Here is a 23,399-nt window from a genome sequence, read left to right as displayed (position 1 = left end):
AGTCCGGTCGAGGCAGGGATTTAGGTTAGGAGTACTAAAGTTATACGAATAAGAGCCGAGCTTTAAATACTCAAATGGAATATAAATATAGCTTCAGCACCGTCCCTGTAGCGAGGGGGCTTGCCCCCGATTCGGTCTCCAGTTGCACCCCCCTTGCTGGCAGACTTTCGGGGGCAAGCCCCCTCGCTACAGATGATTCAAACCAGCGCCGCGCCTCGCTGGCGAGCTAGCTTGGGGTTGAGGGCGGTATTGAGGGCATCGCCGAGCAAATTGAGCGCCAGTACGGTGAGCATGATCGCCACGCCAGGCAGCGCGGTCATGTAAGGCGCCGTACGCAACGCCTCGCGGCCCACACCGACCATGCTGCCCCAGCTCACATGGTTAGGGTCTCCCAGTCCGAGAAACGCCAGCCCCGCCTCGGACAGAATCGCGTTGGCCACTAGCAACGCGGTGCTGACGATGATCGGCGTCAGCGCGTTAGGCAGGATCTCCAGCACGATCAGGCGTAACGACGATGCACCGAGCGCCTCGGCGGCACGCACGAACTCGCGCTCGCGCAGCACCAGGAACTCGCCACGGGTCAGGCGTGCGATGCCGGTCCACGAGGTCACGCCCAAGGCGAACACCAGGGTCGCCAACGACGGTTGCAGCACCGCCACCAGAATGATCGCCAGCAAAAACGCCGGGATGGTCTGGAAGAACTCGGTGATGCGCATCAGCACCGCATCTACCTTGCCGCGATAGAACCCGGCCAGCGCACCGATGAGGATGCCGATGCTCAAGGCGATCAAGGCCGCCACCCCGCCCACCAGCAGCGACACTTGCGCGCCGTGAAGCAACCCGGCCAGCAGATCGCGGCCCATCAAGTCGGTGCCCAAGGGGAAATCACCGTCCTCGCCCGGCGCCAGGTACGGCGCACCGACCATCTCCAGCGGATCACCGGGAAACCAATACCTCGCGCTCAGCGCTGCACCCACTGCCGCCAGCAACATGATGCCGCCGATCCAGGCCGAGGGTTGTCGTGCCAGAGTGCGTAGTAGTTGCTTCATGCTTCACTCCTCACGCGCGGATCGAGCACGCGGTACAGCAGGTCGACCAACAGATTCAGGAGCACCACCAGCACCGCACTGAACAGCAGGATGCCGAGCAGCACGTTGAGGTCGCGATTGCTGATGGCGTCGAACGACAACTGCCCCAGCCCCGGCCAGGCGAACACGCTCTCGACCACGATGCTGCCACCGAGCAAGGCACTGCTCTGCAGGCCGAACATGGTCACCACTGGCAGCATGGCGTTGCGCAAGGCATGCCGCCAGACGATCCGCGGCCCTCGGTTGCCCTTGGCCCGCGCGGTGCGAATGAAGTCTTCCTGCAGGGTCTCGATCATCGACGCCCGCGACAACCGCGCGAACACCGCCAGGTAATACAGGGCCAAAGTCGAGGCCGGCAGCAGCAGATGCCGTGCGCGATCCCACCACAGCGCCCAGCCGTGGCGCTCGACGCCGATCTCCTGGATACCCGAGACCGGCAGCCACTCCAGGTGCACGCCGAACAGCACGATGAGCATCAGCGCGGTCCAGAACATCGGCGCGCTGTAGCCCAGCGTCGACAGACTCGACAGCAAGGTGTCGAGCCAGCCATGGGGGCGCTGCGCCGAGGCGATGCCGAACAGCACGCCAAAGACCACCGCCAGCGTCAGTGCCGCGCCCACCAGTGCCAGGGTCGCGGGCAGGCGCCCGAGGATCAGGCCGAGCACCGATTCGTTGTAGCGAAACGAATGCCCCAGATCCAGGTGCGCCAACTGCCATAGATAGTGCCAGAGCTGGGTCAGCAGACCGCTGTCCAGGCCATAGGCAGCCCGCAGCTGCGCCATGTATTCGGGGGTGGCCGAGCCGCTCTGGACGGCGATGACATCCACCAGATCGCCCGGCACCGCCTTGAGCAGAAAGAAATTCAGCACCGCCGTGGCCAGGACCGTCAACACGATCAATGGCAAGCGGCGCAATACCAGGTTCAGCATGGCTGTGTCACCGGGTCAGGTCCCGCCGCGAGATGCCCGCCATGGGCACCCCGCGACCGGGAGGTATTACTGGGCGCCGGCCTTGGGAGCAAGCCAGACGTGCGCGAAGTTGCTTTGCGAGTGATCGTAGGTGTCGGTGACGTTGTGCAACTGACGGTCCCAGATACCGAACCAGCGGAACTCGAACTGCACGATCTGTGACAGATCACGCTGTGCCAACTGCTGCACCTTGTTGTAGTCGGCCACGCGCTTGGCCGGGTCGAGCTGGGTCTGGGCATCCTCCAGCGCGGCGTCCATGTCCGGGTTGGCATAACCGGTGGCGTTCAACCACGGCGTGCCCTTGCTCTCGGCCTTGGACCAGAAATGCTGCTCGACCCCCAGCTGCGGATCCTGCCAGTTGGCGCCCCAGGAGCTGACCAGCTGGAAGTTGTAGTCGGTGAACACGTTCTTGGTCCAGGTCGCCAGGTCGAGGCTGCGCAGGGTCACGTCGATACCGACCTTGCGCAGCGCCTGACGGACGAACTCGCCAGTGCGCTTGTAGTCATCGCCATAGGGGATGTAGTCGTGGTTGAGCTTGAAGCGCCAGCCATCGGCCTGACGCGGGAAGCCGGCGGCGTCGAGCAGCCGCTCGGCCTCGGCGGGGTCGTAGTCGTACTGCTGGGTGTCCTTGTCATAGAAGCCTTTGAGCAACGACGACACCGGCCCGGTGGCGGGCACCGCGTAGCCGTTCCAGACGGTCTTGACCAGCGCCTGGCGGTCGATGGCATGGGCGATGGCTTGACGCACCTGCAGCTTGCCGAGGATCGGATCGCGCAGGTTAGGCATCAGCCAGAACCAAGAGGCGAAGCCGTTGTAGCCGTCGGTCGAGACCTCGAGGTTGGGCAGCTTGCTCAGACGCTTGGCATCGGCGAAGGTCACCGGGTTGCGCTCGCCGTATTGCACGTCCCCGGTCTCGAAGGCGGTGGCGCGGCCGGCGACATCAGGAATGATCTTCCAGACGATACCGTCCAGGTACGGCTTGCCGGCTTCCCAGTAGTGATCGTTGCGGGTCAGGCTGATGAAGCTGCCGCGTTGCCATTCCTTGAACACGAACGGCCCGGTGCCCACCGGCTTGTTGTTGTACGGGTTGGCAAGAATGTCGGTGCCCTCGTACAGGTGCTTGGGCAGAATCGGCGCGCTGACCACGTCCAGCGCATTGACCAGCACCGGCGCCGGCTTGGACAGGTGCAGCACCACGGTCAGATCGTCCGGAGTGTCCACCGAGGTCAGATTCTGAAAGATCCGCCGTGCGGTCGGAGCGTATTTCTTCCAGATCACTTCGGCGCTGAACTTGACGTCGGCGGCGGTGAACGGCTGGCCGTCGTGCCATTGCACATTGGGGCGCAACTTGAAGGTCACGGTCAGTCCATCCGCCGAGATGTCCAGGCTCTGGGCCAGTTGCGGGCGCGGCTTGAGGTCCGGGCCGTAGTCGAACAGGCCGTCGAAGATCTTGCTCGCCACCGCCCGGGTCGGCGTCGCGGTGTTGATGAAAAACGCCAGGGTCGGCGGCTCGGGCTGGATGACCGCCTTGAGCACGCCGCCGCGCTGGGCGCCTTGCTCACTGGCTGGGGCGTTGCCCGTAGCGGCTGCCGGGTCGTCGGCAAAGGCGCTGGCGCTCAACAACAAGCTGCCAGCCAGCACCGTGTTGGCCACCATCGCGAGGGCGCGACGGGGCAGCAATGAAAAGTCGTGCATGAGGTTGTTTCCTGAAAAGAGCGCTCACAGCGCTTAAACGGCGGACACCGCCGTGGGCCGAGACAATGACTGCCAGCTCGCCTCGGGCCGACAGCTCGGCACCGCTTCGATCAGGCTCTGGGTGTACGGGTGTTGCGGGTGCTGCCAGACCTGCTGGTGATCGCCGCTTTCGACGATGCGCCCGGCGTTCATCACCAGCACCTGATCGGCGAAATAACGCACCACCGCCAGGTCGTGGGAAATGAACAGATAGGCCAGGTTGAACTGCGCCTTGAGCTCGACCAGCAGGTTGAGGATCTGCGCCTGCACCGAGACGTCCAATGCCGACACCGGCTCGTCGCAGATCAACAGTTGCGGCTCCAGCAGCAGCGCCCGGGCAATGCCGATGCGCTGGCGCTGGCCGCCTGAGAATTCATGGGGATAGCGTGCCAGGGCAGTGTTCGGCAGGCCGACCGCATCGAGCATGCGTGACGCGCGCTGCTGACGTTCGCGACGATCGCCCACGGCATGGATGCGCAAGGCGGTGTCGAGCAGCGTCGCCACGTTCTGCCGCGGGTTGAGCGAGGCGTAAGGGTCCTGAAAGACCATCTGCACTCGGCGCCGAAACGGCTTGAGCGCACGCCCGTGCAGCGCGGTGATGTCCTCGCCGTCGAGCAGAATCTGCCCGCCGGCACTGTCCACCAGGCGCATGATCGCCCGCGACAGACTCGACTTGCCGCACCCCGATTCGCCCACCAATCCCACGGTCTGCCCGCCTCGTACGTCGAAACTGACACCACGCACGGCTTCGACGCGCTCGCCATGGGGCGCGGTGTAGTGGACCTCGAGATCCCGCACCTGCAGCAATGGCTGACGGCCAATCGGCAACAGCTGCACGGGCGCCGGGGTGAAGCCCTGGAACAGCGGCTGGCCCCGAGCGTCCTCGCGCACGCGGATCTCGCTCAAGCGCTTGTCGCGGTAATGACCCTTGCTGCCGTCGTGCATCGAGGCCTGCAGCAGCCCGGACGCATAAGCGTGCAACGGTGGCTGCGGGTTGGCGGCGAACAAGCGTTCGGTGCTGGCCTGTTCGACCTTGCGGCCACCGTGCATGACCACCACACGGTCCGCCCACTGCCCTACTACGCCGAGGTCATGCGTGATGAGCAGCAAGCCCATGCCCAGCTCGGCACGCAGTTCATCCAGCAGCGTGAGAATCTGCGCCTGCAGGGTGACGTCCAGCGCCGTGGTCGGCTCGTCGGCGATCAGCAACCGAGGTCGGCAGGCGATGGCCGCGGCGATCATCACCCGTTGGCGCTGGCCGCCAGACAGCTGGTGGGGATAGTCATGCAAGCGCTTGCGGGCCTCGGGCAGCTTGACCCGATCGAGCAGGGTCAGGGCCTCGGCCAGCGCCGCTTGCTGCGTCATGCCACGGTGCAGCACCAGGGTTTCGGCAACCTGATGGCCGATGCTTTGCAGTGGATTGAGCGAGGTCATGGGCTCCTGAAAAATCATCGACAGGGCATCACCACGCAACTGGCTCATGGGTTTTTCCGCCAGACCTAGCAGCTCGCGGCCTTCGAACCATACCTGCCCGCGGACCTTGGCCTGCTTGGGCAGCAAGCGCATCAGCGCCATGGCCGTGCTGGACTTGCCACAGCCGGACTCGCCCACCAAGGCCAGGGTTTCCCCGGCCTGCAGGGTGAAGTCCAGGTCGCGCACCACGGCCTGACCGGCAAAACCGACCTCCAGGCCACGGACGTCCAGTAGCGCTGTCATGACCGCGCCACTTTGGCGGTATTCGCAGCGCCGCCACCCTGACGCCAGCGCGCCCCGCTGTGTTCGGCGGGCAGACGATCGCCCTGGCCGAACAGCTTGTGGCGCAGGCTGCCCTGGGCGTATTCGGTCTTGTACAGGCCGCGGGCCTGCAACACCGGGATCACCAGGTCGATGAAGTCTTCGTAGCTTTCCGGGGTCACGGTGCGGGTCAGGTTGAAGCCGTCCAGGCCGGTGTCTTCGATCCAGGCCTGCAGCGCATCCGCCACCTGCTCGGGATCGCCGACCAGCGCTGGGTAGCGGCCACCCAAGGCGTTTTCCTCGAGGATGCGCCGTACCGTCCAGTCGTTGTTGCGGGTCAGGGTCTTGACCGCCGACTCGATGGCGTTGTTCTTCTCGTAACGGATCGGCTCGTCCAGTTCATAGCGCGACAGGTCGATGCCGGTGGAGGCGGCGTAGTGCGCCAGGCCAGCCTCGGGGTTGGCATAACGCAGGTATTCGGCGTGTTTTTCGCGGGCCAGGGCCTCGGTCTTGTCCACCACCACGCTGATGCCCATGAACACCTTGATCGCCTGGGGATCGCGCCCGGCCTTGCGTGCGCCTTCACGGATGCTGTCCACCGCGACCTTGACCGCCGCGCGGCTCTGCCCGCTGATGAAAACGCACTCGGCATGCTCGCCGGCAAAGCGCTGACCACGGGGCGACGAGCCGGCCTGGAACAGCACCGGGGTGCGCTGCGCCGAAGGCTCGCACAGGTGATAGCCCTCGACCTGATAGAACTCGCCACGGTGCTCGACCTTGTGCACCTTGCCCGGCTGGGCATAGACGCGGCGCTCGCGGTCCTTGACCACGGCGTCGTCTTCCCAGCTGCCTTCCCAGAGCTTGTACAGCACCTCCAGGTATTCATCGGCCTGGTCGTACCGGCGATCGTGTTCGACCTGGGCCGGGCGGCCCATGGCGGTGGCCGCGCTTTCCAGGTAACCGGTGACGATGTTCCAGCCGACGCGGCCACGGGTCAGGTGATCGAGGGTCGACATGCGCCGGGCGAACAGATAGGGCGCGTCGTAACTGAGGTTGGCGGTCAGGCCGAAACCCAGGTTGCGGGTCACTGCGGCCATGGCCGAGACCAGCAGCAAGGGGTCGTTGACCGGCAGCTGGATGCTCTCCTTGAGCGTCAGGTCGATGCCCTGCTGGTAGACGTCATAGACGCCGACGATATCGGCGATGAACAGCCCGTCGAACAGCCCGCGCTCCAGGGTCCTGGCCAGGTCGGTCCAGTACTCCAGGGTGTTGTATTCAGTCGAGCGGTCCCGCGGGTGGGTCCACAGGCCGTGGTTGATATGGCCCACGCAGTTCATGTTGAAGGCGTTGAGCAGAATCTGTTTTGGCTGTGCCATGGAGTGATCTCTTGGTGGCCGGAGCATGCGCTGGGCTGAGCGGCGGCTCAGATGTAGCCCTTGCGCGGCGGCAATTGCTGATTGAGGTGGAAGTTGCCGATGGCGTGATACTTCCAGCGCACCGGGTCGTGCAGGGTGTGCACCCGGGCGTTGCGCCAGTGGCGATCCAGACCATGTTCGCTGAGGGACGCGCGGGCGCCACCCAGCTCGATCAGCTTGCTGCCGGCGGCCAGCGATACCTCTGTGCTCAAGGCCCGGGCGGCGGCAACCGCCAACGAAGCATGGCCGACGTTGTCGGCGTCGGGCGCGTGCAGCGTGGCATCGACGGCCGTGCCGGCGCGTTCGAGCAGCGCTTCGGCGGCATGCAACCGAATGGCCAGGCGGCCGATCTCGCTGATGGTCAGCGGATCGTCCGTGGCCTTGTCGACGCCCGAATCCGGCCAGGGCCGCGCGTGCTCGCGCACGAAACGCAGGGTGTCCTCATACGCGGCGCGGGCGATACCGGTGTCGATGGCGGCATGCATCAACTGCGCGTGCGGGCCGACGCTGGTGGGGCGATCGAACGAAGCCTGGAACGGCACGATGTCGTCGGCCTGTACGTAGACGTTGTCGAGCACCACCGAGCCGCTGCCGGTGGTGCGCTGGCCGAAGCCGGACCAGTCGTCGACGATGCTCAAGCCCTGGGTGTCGCGATCGATGAAGACCATGTGCTGCACACCCTGCTCGTCCACCGCCGAGGTGGGAATACGCTGGGCATACAGGGCGCCGGTGGCGTAGAACTTGCGACCGTTGACGCGATAGCCGTCGCCCTCGCGGGTCAGTGTCGTGGTGCGGATCTGCGAAGTGCTGGTGCCCAGTTCGGCCAGCGCATTGCCGAAGCGCGCGCCGGCCAGCACCTCGGCGAACAGCCGCTGCTGCTGAGCCAGGCTGGCGTTGACGCGCAATACCTCCAGTGCATAGAAGTGGTTCTGCGGAATCTGCCCCAGCGAGCCATCGGCCTGGGCGATCCGGGCGATGACCTTGGCCAGCGTCACGCTGCTGACCTCGGCGCCACCAAAGGCTTTCGGCACGGTGATGCCCCACAGCCCGGAGCGGGAGAACGCCTCCAGTTCGGTATGCGGCAACCGCCGCTGGCGATCACGCAGCGCCGCCTCGAGGCCGAACTGCTCGGCCAACTGCTCGGCAGCGGCCAAGGCTTGGGCGTCGTTTTCGATCAACACGGCCGACCCCGTCACGGGGCGTTGCAAAGGTGCGTTCATGGCTTCAGATCCAGGAATGACGCGCGGGCAAGGCGCCGTTGAGGTGGTAATTGCCGACGGCGTGCACCTTCCAGCGCACCGGGTCATGAAGGGTGTGGGTGCGGGCGTTGCGCCAGTGGCGATCGAGACTGAATTCGGCCAAGGTGGCGCGGCTGCCGGCCAGCTCGAAGAGTTTTTCGCTGGCCAGCAAAGCGATTTCGGTGGTCAGCACCTTGGCTTCGGCCACGGCGATGGAGGCTCGCGCGGTGGTGGCAGGGTCCAGTGGCTGTGCGGCTACTTCGTCCAGAGTGCGGGCGGCGCGTTCGAGCAGCGCATCGGCGGCCAGCAATTCGATCTGCAGTTTGCCGACTTCGGCGATCAGGAACGGCTCCAGCCGCGCCTGCTCGACCTGCGCATCGTGCCAGGGCCGCGCTTTGTCGCGCACGAAGGCGATCGCATCGGTCACTGCGGCGTGGGCGATGCCGGCGTCGATGGCGGCCTGAATCAACTGCGAGAAAGCGCCCTGGATATTCGCCACCTGCGCCAGGCGGCCGCTGTGGATCACCCGCTCGGCAGGCACCACAACATCGCGCAGCACCACCGTGCCGCTGGCGGTGGTGCGCTGGCCGAAACCGGACCAGTCATCGACGATATGCAAGCCCGGGGTGCCTCGCTCGACGAAGGCCATGACCGCCTGGCCGTCATCGTCCAGTGCCTTGATGCTGACCCAATGGGCGAACAAGGCGCCGGTGGAATAGAACTTTTCGCCATTGAGGCGATAGCGGCCGTCAGCCTGGCGCTGTGCAGTGGCGCGGATCTCCAGCGTATGTCGGGTGCCCCGCTCCGGCCCACCGTTGCCGATGCGCCGGCCTTCGAGAATGCTCTTGAACAGGGCCTGCTGCTGCGCCGGCTCGGCCACATGGCGCACCACGCTGAGTACACCGAAATGATTCTGCGGGATCTGCCCCAGCGCCGGGTCGGCCTGGCAGATGATCTTGAACACCTGGGCGACCGTCACATAGCTGACGTCGGCGCCACCAAAGGCGTGAGGAATGGTAATGCCGCCCAGGCCGCTGGCGGTGAAGCGCTCGAGCTCGGCCCAGGGCAGGCGGCGTTCGCGATCACGCAGCGCCGCGTCCCGGCGGGCATAGGCGGCAAAATCGCGGGCGGCCTGCAAGGCCTCAGCGTCGCTGGCAATCACATGGGCGGGAAAGACGGCCGGAACGGTGTCGGCCGGGAGTTGCTCGGAAAAGGTGGTCACACGGGCCTCGCTTCGATGGCGTAGGCCAGAACTGCGAGCAGCTCCGGCCAGCGTTTGGAATGCTGTCGTCTTGACCAGCATCGAAGTCCGGTTGACCGGTGTACTTATGTTATGCGGGAATAAAAATAATTATAAATAGCGATTTAGAATATATATATTCGCGTTTGGGCAGCGGCCTCTGGACCGCTGTTCCTAACGCGCCTGCCAGCGCTATCAATCGCCGCCGCCCGGCAGCAACAAGGCGAAGACCGTCTCCCCGCCCCGTCCATACACCACCATCAATCGTCCACCATGGGCTTCGACGATCGACTTGCAGATCGCCAGCCCCATGCCCATGCCGCTGGCCTTGGTGGAGTAGAACGCCTGGAAAATCTGCTCGGTATCGGCGACAGCGACCCCAGGGCCACTGTCCTCCACCAGCAGCATCGCCCCCTGCGGCAGCGCCCGCAGCGCCAGGCGCAGCAGCCGCGCGCCAGGCTCGACCGCTTGCATGGCTTCGACGGCATTGCTGATCAGATTGAGGACCACCTGCTGTAACTGCACTGGGTCGCCCTGCAGCCTGGGCAACGGCTCGATGACCATCTGCACCGCGACGTGCTTGTCCTCCAGCTCCGCGCGGGTCAGCTCCACCACGCGATGCACCAGCGCTTCCAGCGCCAGTGGCTGGCGCCGCATCGGCTCCTGGCACGCGAGCGAACGCATGGCGCTGACGATGTCGGCGGCGCGTCTGCCATCGGTGAGAATATCGCGCACGCTCTCGGTGGCTTCTTGCATATCCGGCGTATCCCGTTCGAGCCAGCGCAGACTGGCGCTGGCGTTGGCCAGGATCGACAGCAGCGGCTGATTGATTTCGTGAGCGATGGAGGCTGCCAGTTCGGCCAGCACCGTGCGCTGGCTGATCCGGGCCATCTCCGCCCGTGCGCTGCGCAATGCAGTCTGGGAGCTCAGCAACCGCGTTTCGCTGTCGCGCCGGCGGCGGTTCTCCTCGAGCAGGTCTTCGTACAGCCGCGCGGTGGTCAGGGAAATCGCCGCCTGGGCCGCCAGCACTTCGAGCACGTCGACCCGCGCCGGATTGAACACCCCGGCCACCAGCAGGTTTTCCAGGTACATGGCGCCAATGATCTCGTTTTGCTTGAGCAACGGCACACACAGCAGCGAGCCGGTGCGGCGGCCACGCAAGTACGGATCATCGACGAAGCGCTCGGGATGACGGGCGTTTTCGATGACGATCGAGCGGCGGCTGCGCAAGGCAGTGCGCACCAGGCTCAAGGGCAGTTGGTCGGCCCGCGGAACATGGCGCATCAGAGTGACTTCGACGCCGTCGGCACCGGCCTGCCCGACCGCTTCGACGCTCAGGCTGTCGCCCTGCATCAGCAACAAGGTGGCATGGCTGGCGCCGGCATGGACAATGGTGTTGGCCAGCAGCGTCTTGAGCAGTTGCTCGACCTGCAGCTCGCGGGACAGTGCCTGACAGGCCTTGGTGATGGAGATCATGTCCAACTGCTGCTGGCCGCCCGGCAGGTCGACGCTGGCGCGGGCGCCCACGGCCTGATCCTGCAGGTAGGGGTGCTGCGCCTCCATCTGCTCGGCCAGGCCATGGGCACCCCATTGCCGCCAGGCGTCCCGGGCCTTGCGCAGGTGGGTGCGGGTCGAAACCGTCAGGCCCAGAGCCTGATGACAGCGGCTGGCGAGCTCGTGGGCCAGGCCCTGGATATGCACGGCGCCACACCCCACTGCCTTGGCCACTGATTCGTCGTACAGCCGCAGCGCCTCCAGCGTCTGCCCCTTGGCCCGCAGCACCTCGGCGCGGCCCAGGGCGAGGCGATCGCCGAACGCCTTGGGGTTGAGCGAAGCCAGATACTGCAGGCGCTCCATGGGCCGTTCCAGTGCACTCAGCGAGTCCGGCGAGCCATCCAGCCGCGCCGCACTGTTGAGCACCGAAAACAGCGCCAGATCGATCAGGTGAATATGCGCTGGCGCCGCCCAGCTCAGGGCCCAGGCCCGATCCAGTTCGAGGCTGGCGCGGGGAAAGTTGCCTTCGAGATAGAAGAACAGCCCTTCGAACAGATGCCACCAATACTGCGCCGGGCCAACGCGGCCGACTGCCATGCGGCGGGCCATCTCGTCGCGACTCGGCAGCGCCATGCCACCGGCGCCGCCACCTGCCAGTCGGCGAATGTACAGCGCCTGGATAAACAGGATGTTCTGCGAGTCGACGAACTCCAGGTGCTGGGCCAGCGCCAGACCGGTGTCGATCTGGCGCAACGTGCGCTCGATCGGCGCCCCCATCACCAGCAGGTTGGAGACGATATGGTTGTTGGCATAACAGCCCATGATCGGTGTGTCGCGGGCCAGGCTGGTGCGCAATGCCTGCTCGGCGCAGCCCAGCGCAAAGGGCAATGGCCGCGCCCAGGCGCTGATGCGGTCCAGGGCCAGCAGCACCGAAGGGCGCCGCTCGGTGTAGCCACGCTGGTCGACCAGGCGCAGGGCCATTTGTGCCCATTCGAAGCCCTGCGCATGGCTGTCGTGACGGTGGGCGCTGGACACCCCGAACCAGGCGAAGGTACGCGTCGCCGCAGCGGTCAGGCCATGCTCCAGGCTTAAGCGCACGCCATGGCAGAGCAGCACGAACATCAGGTTGCGCTGCACGAAGCAGCCGATGATAGCGGCGGTGGTGAGCAATTCGACCAGGCAGGCGATACGGCTGTCGTCAGTCTCCGGCAGCTCGCTCAGAGAGGCGATCGGGCGGCCGTCGAGGCTCGCCAGCAGCGCCTGCCAGGCTCGCTCGGCCGCCACGTCGTCGGGCGCGCAATCGACGTGCAAGCCCAGGCAGGCGAGCCCTTTGACGGCCGCGCCGACGGCTTCGGTATAGTCGCCGGCCAGCAACAGAATCTCGGTCTTGAGCACGTATAGCGACGACAACGCAGCGCTGTCGTCGACCCAACCGAGGAGCTCGACGATCTGCTCATCGGCCTTCAGGTACTGGGTGCTGAGGATCAGGCACTGGGCGCGCAGAAAAGCCATTTCATAGGTCAGGCGCGCGTCCGCCGGCACCGGCCGCTGATCCAGCAAGTGCTGCGCATGGGCCAGGTAGTCGAGGGCGAAGGGCGCCGCGGCAGCCTCCTTGGCCCGATACGCGGCGCGCAGCAGCAGGTCGATGAATGCCTGGCGCTGTTCATCGGCAAGGCCCTGACTGTCGGCCTGCAACACATGGGCGGCGGTACGGAAGACCTGTTCGGCAGAGGCGCTCGCGCACAGCGTGCGTAGCAGCCGCGTGGCGATATGGCGGTGCTCGGTGCCCAGTGGCGCCGGCAGCAGGCGCATGGCCGCCTCTTGCAACTGGTCGTGACAGAACAGCAGGCCATCGTGGCTTTCGCGAATCAACTGCGCGTTCAAGGCTGGCGCCAGCACCGCATCCAGCGCGTCTGGGCACAACCCGCAAGCCGCCGCCAGGGAGCTGCGCTCGACGTGGTTGCCGAGCAGCGCCATGCGCCCGAGCAGTGGCCGCGTCGCCTCGGGCAGGCGGGCCAGGCGCGCGGCCATTACTGCGAGCAGGTCTCCCACCGCCAAGGTCTCGGCCTGCGGCGGGCTTTCTTTGAAGGCTTGCAAGGCCTGGCTGACGAACAGCGGATTGCCGTCGCCCTGCTGGTGCAGACGCTGTGCCAGGTGCAACGCGTCCGGCTCGCAAAGGGTCAGGCCGGCCTGCACCATGGCCAGCACTTCGGACGCCGTCAGCCCCTGCAATTGCAGCTCGTCGTGCGGTACCGGCAAGCCGCGGACAACGCGCAGAAAACCCTGCAGGGCGGCGTTGTCGACGTCACTGCGATAGGCCGCGATCAACAACAGGTGCTGGAAGTCTTCGCCGCGCAACGCCTGGAAAAACGCCAGGCTTTCGCTGTCGAGCCAGTGCAGGTCATCGAAGAACACGATGACCGGGCGCTCGGCACTGCCCAGGGCCCGCAGCGCGCGCAGGAACAGCCCCAGCAGGCGCCGACGGGCTTGGGCGGCAACCGGTTCGTTGTCACCCGGCAGCGGCCCGGTGACCCATTCCAGCTCCGGCACCAGCCCCGCGAGCAATTGCCCGTGGCAACCCAATGTCGCCCTGAGCCGGGCACTGCAGCGTTGGAGTTCCTCGGGCTCATCGCCCACCACCCGCGTCAGCAACGAAGTCAGCACGCTGGACAGCGCTGCATAGGGGCTTTTCTGCAGCCCTGCTTCGAACTTGCCGCTGCCGAACATCAGCGATCCGCCCGCCAGCTCACTGCGCAATTGGCGTACCAGCGCGGTCTTGCCCATACCCGCAGGCGCCGAGATGCACAGCACGCCACCGCAGAGCCCGGCGCTCAGGCGCTGACTGCCGGCAAGCAACTGCTGGTACTCGACCGCGCGCCCGAGCAACGGCGCCTGTGCGGCGACCAGCACCTCGGCATCATCAGCGCCGACCGGCTCATTGATATGGGCGAACTCGTTCCACTCGCTCAAGGCCTGGCGCAACTGGGTCGCCAGCATTGCCGCACTGGCGAAGCGCTCGCGGGCGGACTTGGCCAGCAGCCCATCGATCAAGCGTTGCAGAGCACTGGGCAAGCCCTGGCGATTATGCTCCAGAGGCACCGGCGCCACTGCCACATGTTGATGCAACCAGCCGGCAGCGTCGCTGGCCTTGAACGGCAGCTGCCCGGTGAGCAATTCGAAGAGGCTGACACCCAGCGAATACAGATCGCTGCGCTGATCGGCCGCGTGATTGAGGCGCCCGCCCTGCTCCGGGGACATATACGGCAGGCTGCCGCTGATGGCTTCGGCATCCGCGGGCAGGGGCAACTGCGGATGGGTGGCCAACATGAAGCCGCTCAGACGCAGCTGGTTGTCGCCGCCAAGGATGAAGTGCGCGGGCTTGATGTCACGGTGGGTGATGCCTTGGGCATGGGCCGCCGCCAACGCCGATGCCGCCGCCGTGGCCAGCCGCAGGAACCGGCCCACGGCGATCTGCCCATCTGCAAGGGCCGACAATGGGCGGCCGCCGTCGTCATCGAAGACCAGCAGCGGTCCGTCACTGGAGTGCAGCTTGAGCACCGGCAGCACCGCCCAGCTCGGTTGCAGATAGCCCGCGAACAGCAACTCGCGGTCCAGGCGGCGCACATCGGCGTCACTGGCTTCGGCCCGCGGCCGCACCACCAGCCAGCTGCGCGTGGCCGCGGGCGAGCGCACCTGCCACCACACCAGGCCGCCATGATCCTGCAGCGGCGTCCACTGCAGATCGCGCAGCCATTGCTCGTCGAACCGCTCGGTGTCGGCGCGTAGGTTGGCATCAGCCCAGGCCAGGCTATGGGGGTCGAGAGCAGTCATGGTTGCAGGCTGTCCATGGGGTTGATGCAACACGCACGACTGAAGCGTGGCTGCAGGGCAAGGATTCAATGCATAGAGAGTATGGAGTTATAACGGGGCGACTGATTTGCTCGCAAGTTTATTGCTCACAACATAAATGCAATAAATAGAGAGGGAACCCCCGGTTTACGGGGCCCAGGAGAAATCCATGCCGCGATCGTGGCCAGATTGGGCACCTGAATGTCCTGATTGCGCACCATGAGTTAGAGCGAACGATCCTAGGCAATCCGCCAAGGCCAGCAAGCTCATTGAATCCTTGACCCCGGCTGCCCCGGGCTTCATCGCGATGGTCTCGATCGTGGAGCTCGTTTGGGTACTTCAGCCTTGCTATGACTCGGCCAAAAGCGAAATCATCGTTGTTCTGGAAACGCTTTTACGCACCCGGGAACTGATCGTCGAAAACTCGGAAATCGTCTGGCAGGCCTTGCGCCGATATTCTCAAGCGAATGCAGATTTCGCCGATTGCCTGATCGAGCGCAGTGCATATGCCGCCGGCTGCGACCATACCGTCAGCTTTGACGCCAAGGCGGCCAAGACGGCTGGCATGCAGCGCCTGACCTGACCCATCACTCCTGCGGCGCGCACTCGACGCGGTTGCGCCCTGCTCGCTTGGCGCGATACAGAGCTGCATCCGCTGTCCCGTAAGCACTGTCGAACGGCGTGCCGGCAGCATTGGCGCTGACGCCGAAACTCGCGGTGATCTGCCGTTGTACCGGTGCCTCGAATCGATGCTCGGCGATGGCCACGCGCATGGCTTCGGCCAGCCCCCGCCCTTGTTCGAGGGAGGCCGCGGGCACCAGCACGGTGAACTCTTCACCCCCTACCCGGCCCACCTGCCCGGCGCTGCCAACGACCCGGCGCAGGCACTCGACGATGCCCTTGATCAACGCGTCCCCCACCGGATGACCGAAATCGTCATTGATGCGTTTGAAATGATCGATGTCCAGCACGATCATCACCGCGCCCGCAGTGCTCAGGGTTTCGCAGGACCTGTCGATGATCGCGCCACGGTTGAGCACCCCGGTGAGGGCATCATGGGTGGCGCGGTATTCCAACTGCCGGGCCAGGGTCCCGAGCTGCAGATTGAGGGCGTTCATCTCCCGCTCGGCACGGTCGCTACGGCCGATCAGGCGGCGCGTCTCGCGCATCAAGCGCTCGAAATGCAGCATGATTTCCACCAGTGACTCGCGGTACACCGTGGACGTGACGCCGGGTGTCGCCAGCGTCTGGCGAACGCGTTCCAGGGCCTGGGTTTCGCTCTCGAAGAGATCGGGCAAAGGGGTTGCTGCAGCGATACTGTTCATGGCCCTGGCTCCTTTCAGGTGGTCACCGGATGATCGGTGAAGAGGATCGCGGTGAAATCGGCTTGCAGCTCTTCGCCGAATTCGAAAATGGTTTCGTCTTCGGCGTCGTGGTACCAGTTCATGTGCACGGTGTTGCCGGCCTGAGCGGCCTGATCTAGCGCGTCGAACAGGCTGAACAACATCTTGGTGCTGGAACTGTTGAAGTACGCCAGCGCGATATCGGCCGTGATGGTCTGCCCTGCACAGCTCGCCAGGTACTCGCGCAGCTGCTGGATGATGGGTGCGTAAAAGGCCGCGGCGTTTTCGGGATACGACTCGCCCTTGAGCGCCAGCCGGTGCTCATCGAAGCGAAAGTCCACCAGGGGCGAGGTCGCCGTTGCAGCAATTGCCAGGTTATCCATGAAGTCATTCTTCCGTTGCAGTCAGATGATTGCCTTGAGGCAAAATACGGTGGTCTCGGGATCGTCCTCGCGGACTCTGAAGGCGAACTCCAAAGGTGCACTGGCGTCCCGCGCCATGGTCAGGAACCCCAGCCCTGCACCTTTGCTGTGTTCCGGGGTGTCGGCGCGCAGCGAGACCTTGTAGGCCTGCTTGATTTCTTCCAGCGACATGCTGCGCAGCGGCTCGAGCTTGTCGCGCAGCCCCTGCACTTCGCCGCTGGCAATCGGGTTGGCGCAGAGCATGTAATGCCGCTCGCCTTCGACGCTGATGGACACCGCGCCCTGGCGCACGGACGCCTCGTCACCGCCCAGCGTATCGGACGAGTAGTAAATGATGTTCTGCGACAGCTCGACGAAAGACGAGAACAGCCGGCGCCGGGTCGGACCGCTGACACCGGCCACCTCCAATTGCAGCTTCACCACCTCGGCCATGGCCGACACGATGCTGTGGGAGAAGTAACCCTGGTGATAGAAGATCACCTTGCGCTGCTGGGCGAGTTCCAGAAACGCATAATCGTTTACAGACAAAGCACAGGCCATTGACGGCTCTCCTTGAGGCGGGCGCAAAAGAATGTGAGGTCATCGCGGCGTACTTGTTCGCCCTGCCATTGCGCCAACGCGCCTTGCAGCACGTCGGCCATGGCGCTGGTGGGGAGGTGGCGTTGCTCCAGCAGGGTTTCCAGGGCGCGCCGGCGGCCAAAAGCGATGCGCCGTGGCCCGCCAATCTGGTCGGTAAGGCCGTCGGTGCAGATGAACAGCAGGCTGCCATCAGTCACCGCGACACTGACATCGGCCCACTGCTGATCGATATCGCTGTCCACGTAGCCCACCCCCCTGCGCTGGCCCGCGATGCATTCGAAGGCGTCGGCGTCAGGGCGTAACACATTCAAGGCAATGCGCGCGCCGGCGAACGTCAGGTTCTGGCTGGCGTTGTCGAACCAGACGAACGCCGCATCCAGGCCGTCGTCGGACTCCGGCACCTGGGTGCCGCCCTGCTCCTGCCCAAGCAGGCCCTTGACGCTGCGATTGACCGCCGCCAGCAGCGCGCCGGGCTGCCGGGGGCCCAACTGCGCCAGCGCCTGGGTCAAGGCCGACGACGCAATCAAGGTCATGAACGCGCCCGGCACGCCATGGCCGGTGCAATCGGCGATGGCGCCGAACCAGCCGTCGGCATAACGCGCGAAATGGTAGAAATCGCCACCCACCACGTCCCGCGGCGCCCACAGCAATGCGGCATCGGCCAGGGTGGTCGCCAGAGTGTCCCGCGATGCCCGCAGCATGGCGCGCTGGATGACGCTCGCGTATTCGATGCTCTGCATGATCTGGCGGTTTTTCTCGGCCTGCATCTCGGCCACCACGCCCATCAGCTGCAAGCCGTTGCCCAGGCCGGCGAACTGGCCATCACGGGTGACGATAAAACCATCGGCCAGGGCTTTTTCACCCGACTCCACGGTCTTGAAGGTCAGCGCCTCGATGCTCATTTCGCCGTCGACGATCAACGGTTGCTTGTCCATGAAGGCGATGCAGCTCTTGCGATCGTAAAGCTCACGGTGGAAGGGCCGGCTCATCTGCGACATGAAGATGGTGCGATTGATCAGGCCGATCGGCCGGCCCTCTTCGAGCACGGCCAGAGACACCAGCTCACGGTGCGCCGAGAACAGATCCATGACCACGATATTGACGGTATCGGCATCGACGGTCGGTGCCGCTTGGCACAGGTCGAAGGCCCGACGGCGGTTCCACAGCCCGTCAGCGGGCGGCAAAGAGGGCAGCTTGGCGTTCATGCGAAATACTTCACGCAGGATTGAACGAGCGAGCTTAGGGCAGTGATATTAAAGTGATGTTACAGCATGAAGAAAATGGCGGCCGCAATGCGCAGCGCGACCGCCATCCGCGCCTCGTTACTTCAAGTCAAAGCGATCCAGATCCATCACCTTCGCCCACGCCGCCACGAAGTCGCGCACGAAGCGCGCCTGGGCATCGCTGCTGGCATAGACCTCGGCGATCGCCCGCAGCTGCGCATGGGAGCCGAACACCAGGTCGACCCGGGTAGCGGTCCATTTCGGCGCGCCGGTCTTGCGATCGACGCCGTTGAACAGCGCCGTGCCACCCGCTACTGGCTTCCACTGCGTGCCCATGTCCAGCAGGTTGACGAAGAAGTCATTGGTCAAGGCTTGTGGGCGCTGGGTGAAGACGCCATGGGCCGCGCCGTCGACATTGATGTTCAGTACCCGCAAGCCGCCCAGCAGCACGGTCAACTGCGGCGCCGTGAGGGTCAGCAGTTGCGCCTTGTCCACCAGCAGCGCTTCGGCCGAGACCTTGTATTGGCCTTTGAGGTAGTTGCGAAAACCGTCGGCGATGGGCTCGAGAAAACCGAACGACTCGACATCGGTCTGCTCCTGGGACGCATCGGTGCGACCCGGCGTGAACGGCACGATGATCTGCGTGTGCCCGGCGTTTTTGGCCGCTTGCTCGACCCCGGCGGCACCGGCCAGCACGATCAGGTCGGCGAGCGAGATCTTCTTGCCCCCGGCCTGCCCGGCGTTGAACTCGGCCTGGATGCTTTCGAGGGTCTTGAGCACGCTGGCCAGCTGCGCGGGCTGATTGACCGCCCAGTCTTTCTGCGGCGCCAGGCGCAGACGGCCGCCATTGGCACCGCCGCGTTTGTCGGAGCCACGAAAGGTTGAAGCCGCCGCCCAGGCGGTGAACACCAGTTGCGAGACCGACAGGCCCGAGTCGAGCACCTTGGCCTTGAGCGCGGTGATGTCGTCAGCGTCCACCAGCGGGTGGTCCACGGCGGGAATCGGGTCTTGCCAGAGCAGTTCTTCGCTGGGGACTTCCGGGCCCAGGTAGCGCGCCAGCGGGCCCATGTCCCGGTGAGTCAGCTTGTACCAGGCGCGGGCGAAGGCGTCGGCCAGTTGCTCGGGGTTGTCCTTGAAACGCCGGGCGATCTTTTCATACTCCGGGTCGAAGCGCAGGGCCAGGTCCGAGGTGAGCATGGTCGGCGCGTGGCGCTTGGCCGGATCGTGGGCGTCGGGGACGGTGCCGGCACCGCCACCGTTGACCGGGCGCCACTGATGGGCGCCGGCCGGGCTCTTGGTCAGCTCCCAGTCGAAATTGAACATGTTCTCCAGATACTGATTGCTCCAGCGCGTCGGCGTCGAGGTCCAGGTCACTTCCAGGCCGCTGGTGATGGCGTGGGGGCCCTTGCCGGTGCCGAAGCTGTTGCGCCAGCCGAAGCCCTGCTCTTCGAGGCCGGCGGCTTCGGGCTCGGGGCCGACGTTTTCGGCCGGGCCGGCGCCGTGGGTCTTGCCGAACGCGTGACCGCCGGCGATCAGTGCCACGGTCTCTTCGTCGTTCATGGCCATGCGCCCGAAGGTCTCGCGAATGTCCTTGGCCGACGCCACCGGATCGGGATGACCTTCCGGGCCTTCAGGGTTGACGTAGATCAAGCCCATCTGCACCGCCGCCAAAGGGTTTTCCAGGTTGCGCCCGGGGCCGTCGGTGCGGCTCTGCTCGCTGCCATGCAGGTCGGGCTCGGCCACTATCGTGCCGTCGCCGGGCGCCGCCTTGCCGTAGCGCGAATCGCCGCCCAGCCAGGTGGTCTCGGTGCCCCAGTAGACGTCTTCGTCGGGCTCCCACACATCGGCACGCCCGCCTGCGTAACCGAAGGTCTTGAAGCCCATGGATTCCAGCGCGACGTTGCCGGTGAGGATGATCAGGTCGGCCCAGGAGATACTGCGCCCGTACTTTTGCTTGACCGGCCAGATCAGCCGGCGGGCCTTGTCCAGGCTGACGTTGTCGGGCCAGCTGTTGAGCGGCGCGAAACGCTGCTGACCGGCGCCGGCGCCACCACGGCCATCGCCGGTGCGATAGGTACCGGCGCTGTGCCAGGCCATGCGGATGAACAGCGGGCCGTAATGGCCGAAATCCGCTGGCCACCAGTCCTGGGAGTCGGTCATGACCTTGAGCAGGTCGGCCTTGACTGCCGCCAGATCAAGGCTGTTGAAGGCTGCGGCGTAGTCGAAATCGCCGCCCAGAGGGTCGGAGAGCGACGAATGCTGATGGAGAATCCTGAGATTCAACTGGTCGGGCCACCAGTCTTTATTGGTGGTGCCACCCCCAGCGGCGTGATTGAAGGGGCACTTCGATTCTGTTGCCATGGCTGCTGTTCCTTAGGTCGTGATCATCCGCGCGACCGATCATATCGAGCGGTCATTACCGAATGAGGTCGATGGCATGGTCAGGCGCCTGCGTGTGGGGGCACCTGTTGCGCATTCTGTTGTGATCATCAGGGATTGCGACGCAGCAACAAGATTAGACGCCATGAGCCCGGGTTGCCACGGTGGATGAGGTAGAACTGCCGCCCTTGTGGTGAGGGGGCTTGCTCCCGATGCGGTGTGTCAGGCACGGACGGGGTGACTGACACGCCGTATCGAACTGCCGCCCTGTGGTGAGGGGGCTTGCTCCCGATGCGGTGTGTCAGGCACTGACGGGGTGACTGACACGCCGTATCGGGAGCAAGCCCCCTCGCCACAGGGGTGAGATGACCTCGGGGTATTGGCTTCAAGGCAGGTAAAGCGTGAACAACCCACCGCCCAGCGCTCCGCCGTTGGCCAGTTCGATCCGGCCCTGCACGCCGTTGCGCTGATGGCGTTCAGCGATGCGCGCGGCGAAATACAGGCCCAGCCCGGTACTGCCGCTCACCAGGTTGATGCCCTGCACGTAATCGGACTGGCGCTCGATCATCTCGGTGCGATAACCCGGGCCGTCGTCGTTGATGCTCAGCACCAGTTGCCCCTGCTCTTCATGGACCGTGACGGCAATCGCATGGCGCGCATAGCGAATGGCGTTGATGAGGATATTGGCGACCACCGAGCCGATCAGCTCGCGGTCGAAAAAGCCCAGCGGGCAGAACTCATCGACCTCGCTCGTGGCGCTGATGCCGCGGCTGTCGAGCACCTCCTGATGCCCCGCCAGCTGCGCACCGATAAAGTCGTCCAGCTCGTGGTAATCGGGGCGCAACGGCAGTTGATTGACCCCCAGCTTATAGAGGCCCAGCAGCTGCACCATCATGCCGTTGAGGTGGGCGAATTCGTAATCGATGACCGCGCGTTCGGGATCGTGGCGCTGCGCCTCGGGCAAGCGGTCAAGCCATTGCGCATGGGCGCGCATGACCGTGGTCAGGGCGTTTTTCATGTCGTGCACAGTCGAGGCGATGACCATGGAAAAATCCAGACCCGCTTGCGATTCGCTCATGCGCCGAACGCCCTGATCTGCAGTTTCTGGAAACGCTCGAAGCGCGGGTCGGTGTGCGGCATCTTGCCGACCATGCGCAGGCAGTTCTGGCACTCCTTGAGCTTGCTCAGGTCCTGTTCCTCGCCTTTGCCCGGCAGCAACGCCTGCGCCAGGTTGAGGGCGATACTGATGTTCTTCGGCTGCAGCCCAAGCCCCTTGCGGAACAGCTCCCGGGCCTGATCGATTTCGCCCGCCTTGTAGGCGCGCACGCCTTGCAGGTTGTAGTCGATGGCCAGCTTGTTGGCGCCGAGGATTTGCGGATCGTCGGTCTTGGCGGCGATGCGCATCATGACCTGCGGGTCGTCGCCGTAGATTTCGGCGCAGCTTTTCAAGACTCCAGCAGCAGCACCGGGCTGGCCGAGATTCTGCAGCTGGGTAGCGACCGTGAGCGCCGCGCCGGAGGTCATGAAGTCGTCCATGCGCTGCAGACGCTCCATGGCCTCTTGAGTCAGCTTGGCGGCAGCCTCGGGGTCGGATTTCTGCAGGCTGGTGGCGGTCATCAGGCGGGTACGAATCTGCAGCCCCTCGTCGTTGCCGTGCTCCTTGGCGACTTCGCCCAGGGTGTTGTTAAGTTCGATGCGGCTGCGGGCATCGAGGCCCTGATCACCATTCTTGTTGAGCAGCGCGTTGGCGAAGCCGAGATTGGTCTCCGGATTCTTGAATCGCGAATGCTGCCCTTGCGACACGGCGCTGCGGTAAGCGCGAGTCGAGCTTTCGAAGTCTTCGTTCTCGAACGCCAGCCGCCCCAGCAGGCTCTGGCGGCGCACCGCCAGCGGCGACAGCTTGACGGCGTCTTCGAGCACCCGTTGCGCGCGACGCACTTCACCGGCGGACACCAGCACGTCGGCCAGGCCATCGTAGAGCGCGGGGAACATCGGAAAAGCCTCCAGCGCGCGTTCGTAGACGCCCTGCGCCTCGGCGATCTTGTTGCGCTTGAACAGCAGCGTGCCGAGCATCCGGTACGCCCAGGGCGTGGGCCGATCGGCGAGGATGGTCTTGAGCAGTTTTTCCAGCGCGTCGTGCTGATTGAGGTCGCGCAGCGCATCGGCCTGATAGCGCAGGCACAGCGGGGCGTAGCGCTGATCCTGCTGGGTCAGTTGCGTGCAGGCGGTCAGCACTTCGGCGGGCTTGCCGCGGTCCAGCGCCTGCAGGATCGGCTTGAGCAACGTCTTGCGCTGCACCAGCTTGTCCAGCCGCTGGGCCAGGCCGGCGCGGTTGAACGGCTTGGTCAGGTAGGCGTCCGGCTCCCATTCCAGGGCGCTCATGACCATCGCCTGAGTGTTCTCGGCGGTGACCATGATGAACACGCACTCGCGGCTCAGCAGCTTGTCGACCATCAGGTCTTCCAGCACATGCTGGCCGTTCTTGCGACCGTCGCCGAGGTTGAAGTCGTGCAGGATGAAGTCGTAGCGCTTGGCCGCGCACATCTTCAGGGCCTGTTCGCCGGTGTCCGCGGTGTCCACGTCCTTGACCCCCAGATCGCGCAGCATCGAACGCACCGAGCTACGGAAATCGGAGAAGTCATCAACGATCAGAAACTTTTTTTGGTTGTACGCCAAGATCAGCATCCTGTCAG

15 protein-coding genes and 1 pseudogene are annotated in these 23,399 nt (G+C 65.0%); 1 reads left to right on the top strand and 15 read right to left on the bottom strand.

The features are described from left to right. Nucleotides 1–197 precede the first annotated feature (197 nt). From AC3WJP_RS10145 to AC3WJP_RS10110, 8 genes are all read right to left on the bottom strand, one after another. The gene (locus tag AC3WJP_RS10145) at nt 198–1,049 is read right to left on the bottom strand and encodes an ABC transporter permease (RefSeq protein ID WP_493720779.1); all 852 of its coding nucleotides are present in this window, start codon (nt 1,047–1,049) and stop codon (nt 198–200) included. Next, the gene (locus tag AC3WJP_RS10140; protein WP_493720778.1) at nt 1,046–2,017 is read right to left on the bottom strand and encodes an ABC transporter permease; all 972 of its coding nucleotides are present in this window, start codon (nt 2,015–2,017) and stop codon (nt 1,046–1,048) included. Before AC3WJP_RS10140 ends, AC3WJP_RS10145 begins: the two co-directional genes overlap by 4 nt. A gap of 66 nt (nt 2,018–2,083) precedes the next feature. After that, entirely contained in the window at nt 2,084–3,751 is a 1,668-nt protein-coding gene (locus AC3WJP_RS10135; RefSeq protein ID WP_493720777.1) for an ABC transporter substrate-binding protein, read from the bottom strand. Nucleotides 3,752–3,784: 33 nt separating this feature from the next. Further along, entirely contained in the window at nt 3,785–5,506 is a 1,722-nt protein-coding gene (locus tag AC3WJP_RS10130; RefSeq protein ID WP_493720776.1) for an ABC transporter ATP-binding protein, read from the bottom strand. Further along, nucleotides 5,503–6,900 carry an LLM class flavin-dependent oxidoreductase gene (locus tag AC3WJP_RS10125; protein ID WP_493720775.1) on the bottom strand — a complete coding sequence of 466 codons (1,398 nt, stop codon included), beginning with the start codon at nt 6,898–6,900 and terminating at the stop codon, nt 5,503–5,505. Before AC3WJP_RS10125 ends, AC3WJP_RS10130 begins: the two co-directional genes overlap by 4 nt. A 47-nt stretch (nt 6,901–6,947) precedes the next feature. Then, complete coding sequence (locus AC3WJP_RS10120; protein ID WP_493720774.1) at nt 6,948–8,159, bottom strand: SfnB family sulfur acquisition oxidoreductase; 1,212 nt, start codon at nt 8,157–8,159, stop codon at nt 6,948–6,950. 4 nt (nt 8,160–8,163) lie between these two features. Then, nucleotides 8,164–9,399: an SfnB family sulfur acquisition oxidoreductase gene (locus tag AC3WJP_RS10115; RefSeq protein ID WP_493720773.1), complete on the bottom strand. Its 1,236-nt coding sequence runs from the start codon at nt 9,397–9,399 to the stop codon at nt 8,164–8,166. Between the two features lie 213 nt (nt 9,400–9,612). Beyond that, nucleotides 9,613–14,742: a trifunctional serine/threonine-protein kinase/ATP-binding protein/sensor histidine kinase gene (locus tag AC3WJP_RS10110; protein ID WP_493720772.1), complete on the bottom strand. Its 5,130-nt coding sequence runs from the start codon at nt 14,740–14,742 to the stop codon at nt 9,613–9,615. Nucleotides 14,743–14,983: 241 nt separating this feature from the next. Between AC3WJP_RS10110 and AC3WJP_RS10105 the strand changes: the two are divergent. Continuing rightward, nucleotides 14,984–15,343: pseudogene (locus tag AC3WJP_RS10105) on the top strand (type II toxin-antitoxin system VapC family toxin); the annotation flags it as partial. Nucleotides 15,344–15,347: 4 nt separating this feature from the next. Here the strand turns inward: AC3WJP_RS10105 and AC3WJP_RS10100 are convergent. The 7 genes from AC3WJP_RS10100 to AC3WJP_RS10070 all read right to left on the bottom strand — a co-directional run bounded on the left by AC3WJP_RS10100 (nt 15,348) and on the right by AC3WJP_RS10070 (nt 23,385). Further along, complete coding sequence (locus AC3WJP_RS10100; protein WP_493720771.1) at nt 15,348–16,085, bottom strand: GGDEF domain-containing protein; 738 nt, start codon at nt 16,083–16,085, stop codon at nt 15,348–15,350. Between the two features lie 14 nt (nt 16,086–16,099). Next, nucleotides 16,100–16,486 carry a DUF1987 domain-containing protein gene (locus tag AC3WJP_RS10095; protein ID WP_493720770.1) on the bottom strand — a complete coding sequence of 129 codons (387 nt, stop codon included), beginning with the start codon at nt 16,484–16,486 and terminating at the stop codon, nt 16,100–16,102. Nucleotides 16,487–16,507: 21 nt separating this feature from the next. Then, nucleotides 16,508–17,065 carry a SiaB family protein kinase gene (locus AC3WJP_RS10090; protein WP_493720769.1) on the bottom strand — a complete coding sequence of 186 codons (558 nt, stop codon included), beginning with the start codon at nt 17,063–17,065 and terminating at the stop codon, nt 16,508–16,510. Continuing rightward, nucleotides 17,044–18,309 (bottom strand): SpoIIE family protein phosphatase, encoded by a 1,266-nt coding sequence (locus AC3WJP_RS10085; RefSeq protein ID WP_493720768.1) that lies wholly within the window; start codon nt 18,307–18,309, stop codon nt 17,044–17,046. The genes AC3WJP_RS10090 and AC3WJP_RS10085 overlap by 22 nt, the downstream gene beginning before the upstream one ends. 117 nt (nt 18,310–18,426) lie before the next feature. Beyond that, the gene (gene katG / locus AC3WJP_RS10080; protein ID WP_493720767.1) at nt 18,427–20,688 is read right to left on the bottom strand and encodes a catalase/peroxidase HPI; all 2,262 of its coding nucleotides are present in this window, start codon (nt 20,686–20,688) and stop codon (nt 18,427–18,429) included. 403 nt (nt 20,689–21,091) lie between these two features. After that, on the bottom strand, nt 21,092–21,784 hold the full coding sequence (locus AC3WJP_RS10075) for a sensor histidine kinase (protein WP_493720766.1): 693 nt from the start codon (nt 21,782–21,784) through the stop codon (nt 21,092–21,094). Continuing rightward, complete coding sequence (locus AC3WJP_RS10070) at nt 21,781–23,385, bottom strand: response regulator (protein ID WP_493720878.1); 1,605 nt, start codon at nt 23,383–23,385, stop codon at nt 21,781–21,783. The genes AC3WJP_RS10075 and AC3WJP_RS10070 overlap by 4 nt, the downstream gene beginning before the upstream one ends. Nucleotides 23,386–23,399 lie beyond the last annotated feature (14 nt).

The organism is Pseudomonas sp. GW821-FHT01A09 (assembly GCF_058986725.1).
Note: the sequence above shows the minus strand (reverse complement) of the source record. Positions and strands in the feature narration are given on the sequence as shown.

Coding starts and splice junctions, on each gene's coding strand:
- AC3WJP_RS10145 (WP_493720779.1), bottom strand. CDS start 1,049: ATGAAGCAACTACTACGCACTCTGGCACGACAACCCTCGGCCTGGATC.
- AC3WJP_RS10140 (WP_493720778.1), bottom strand. CDS start 2,017: ATGCTGAACCTGGTATTGCGCCGCTTGCCATTGATCGTGTTGACGGTC.
- AC3WJP_RS10135 (WP_493720777.1), bottom strand. CDS start 3,751: ATGCACGACTTTTCATTGCTGCCCCGTCGCGCCCTCGCGATGGTGGCC.
- AC3WJP_RS10130 (WP_493720776.1), bottom strand. CDS start 5,506: ATGACAGCGCTACTGGACGTCCGTGGCCTGGAGGTCGGTTTTGCCGGT.
- AC3WJP_RS10125 (WP_493720775.1), bottom strand. CDS start 6,900: ATGGCACAGCCAAAACAGATTCTGCTCAACGCCTTCAACATGAACTGC.
- AC3WJP_RS10120 (WP_493720774.1), bottom strand. CDS start 8,159: ATGAACGCACCTTTGCAACGCCCCGTGACGGGGTCGGCCGTGTTGATC.
- AC3WJP_RS10110 (WP_493720772.1), bottom strand. CDS start 14,742: ATGACTGCTCTCGACCCCCATAGCCTGGCCTGGGCTGATGCCAACCTA.
- AC3WJP_RS10100 (WP_493720771.1), bottom strand. CDS start 16,085: ATGAACAGTATCGCTGCAGCAACCCCTTTGCCCGATCTCTTCGAGAGC.
- AC3WJP_RS10095 (WP_493720770.1), bottom strand. CDS start 16,486: ATGGATAACCTGGCAATTGCTGCAACGGCGACCTCGCCCCTGGTGGAC.
- AC3WJP_RS10090 (WP_493720769.1), bottom strand. CDS start 17,065: ATGGCCTGTGCTTTGTCTGTAAACGATTATGCGTTTCTGGAACTCGCC.
- AC3WJP_RS10085 (WP_493720768.1), bottom strand. CDS start 18,309: ATGAACGCCAAGCTGCCCTCTTTGCCGCCCGCTGACGGGCTGTGGAAC.
- katG (WP_493720767.1), bottom strand. CDS start 20,688: ATGGCAACAGAATCGAAGTGCCCCTTCAATCACGCCGCTGGGGGTGGC.
- AC3WJP_RS10075 (WP_493720766.1), bottom strand. CDS start 21,784: ATGAGCGAATCGCAAGCGGGTCTGGATTTTTCCATGGTCATCGCCTCG.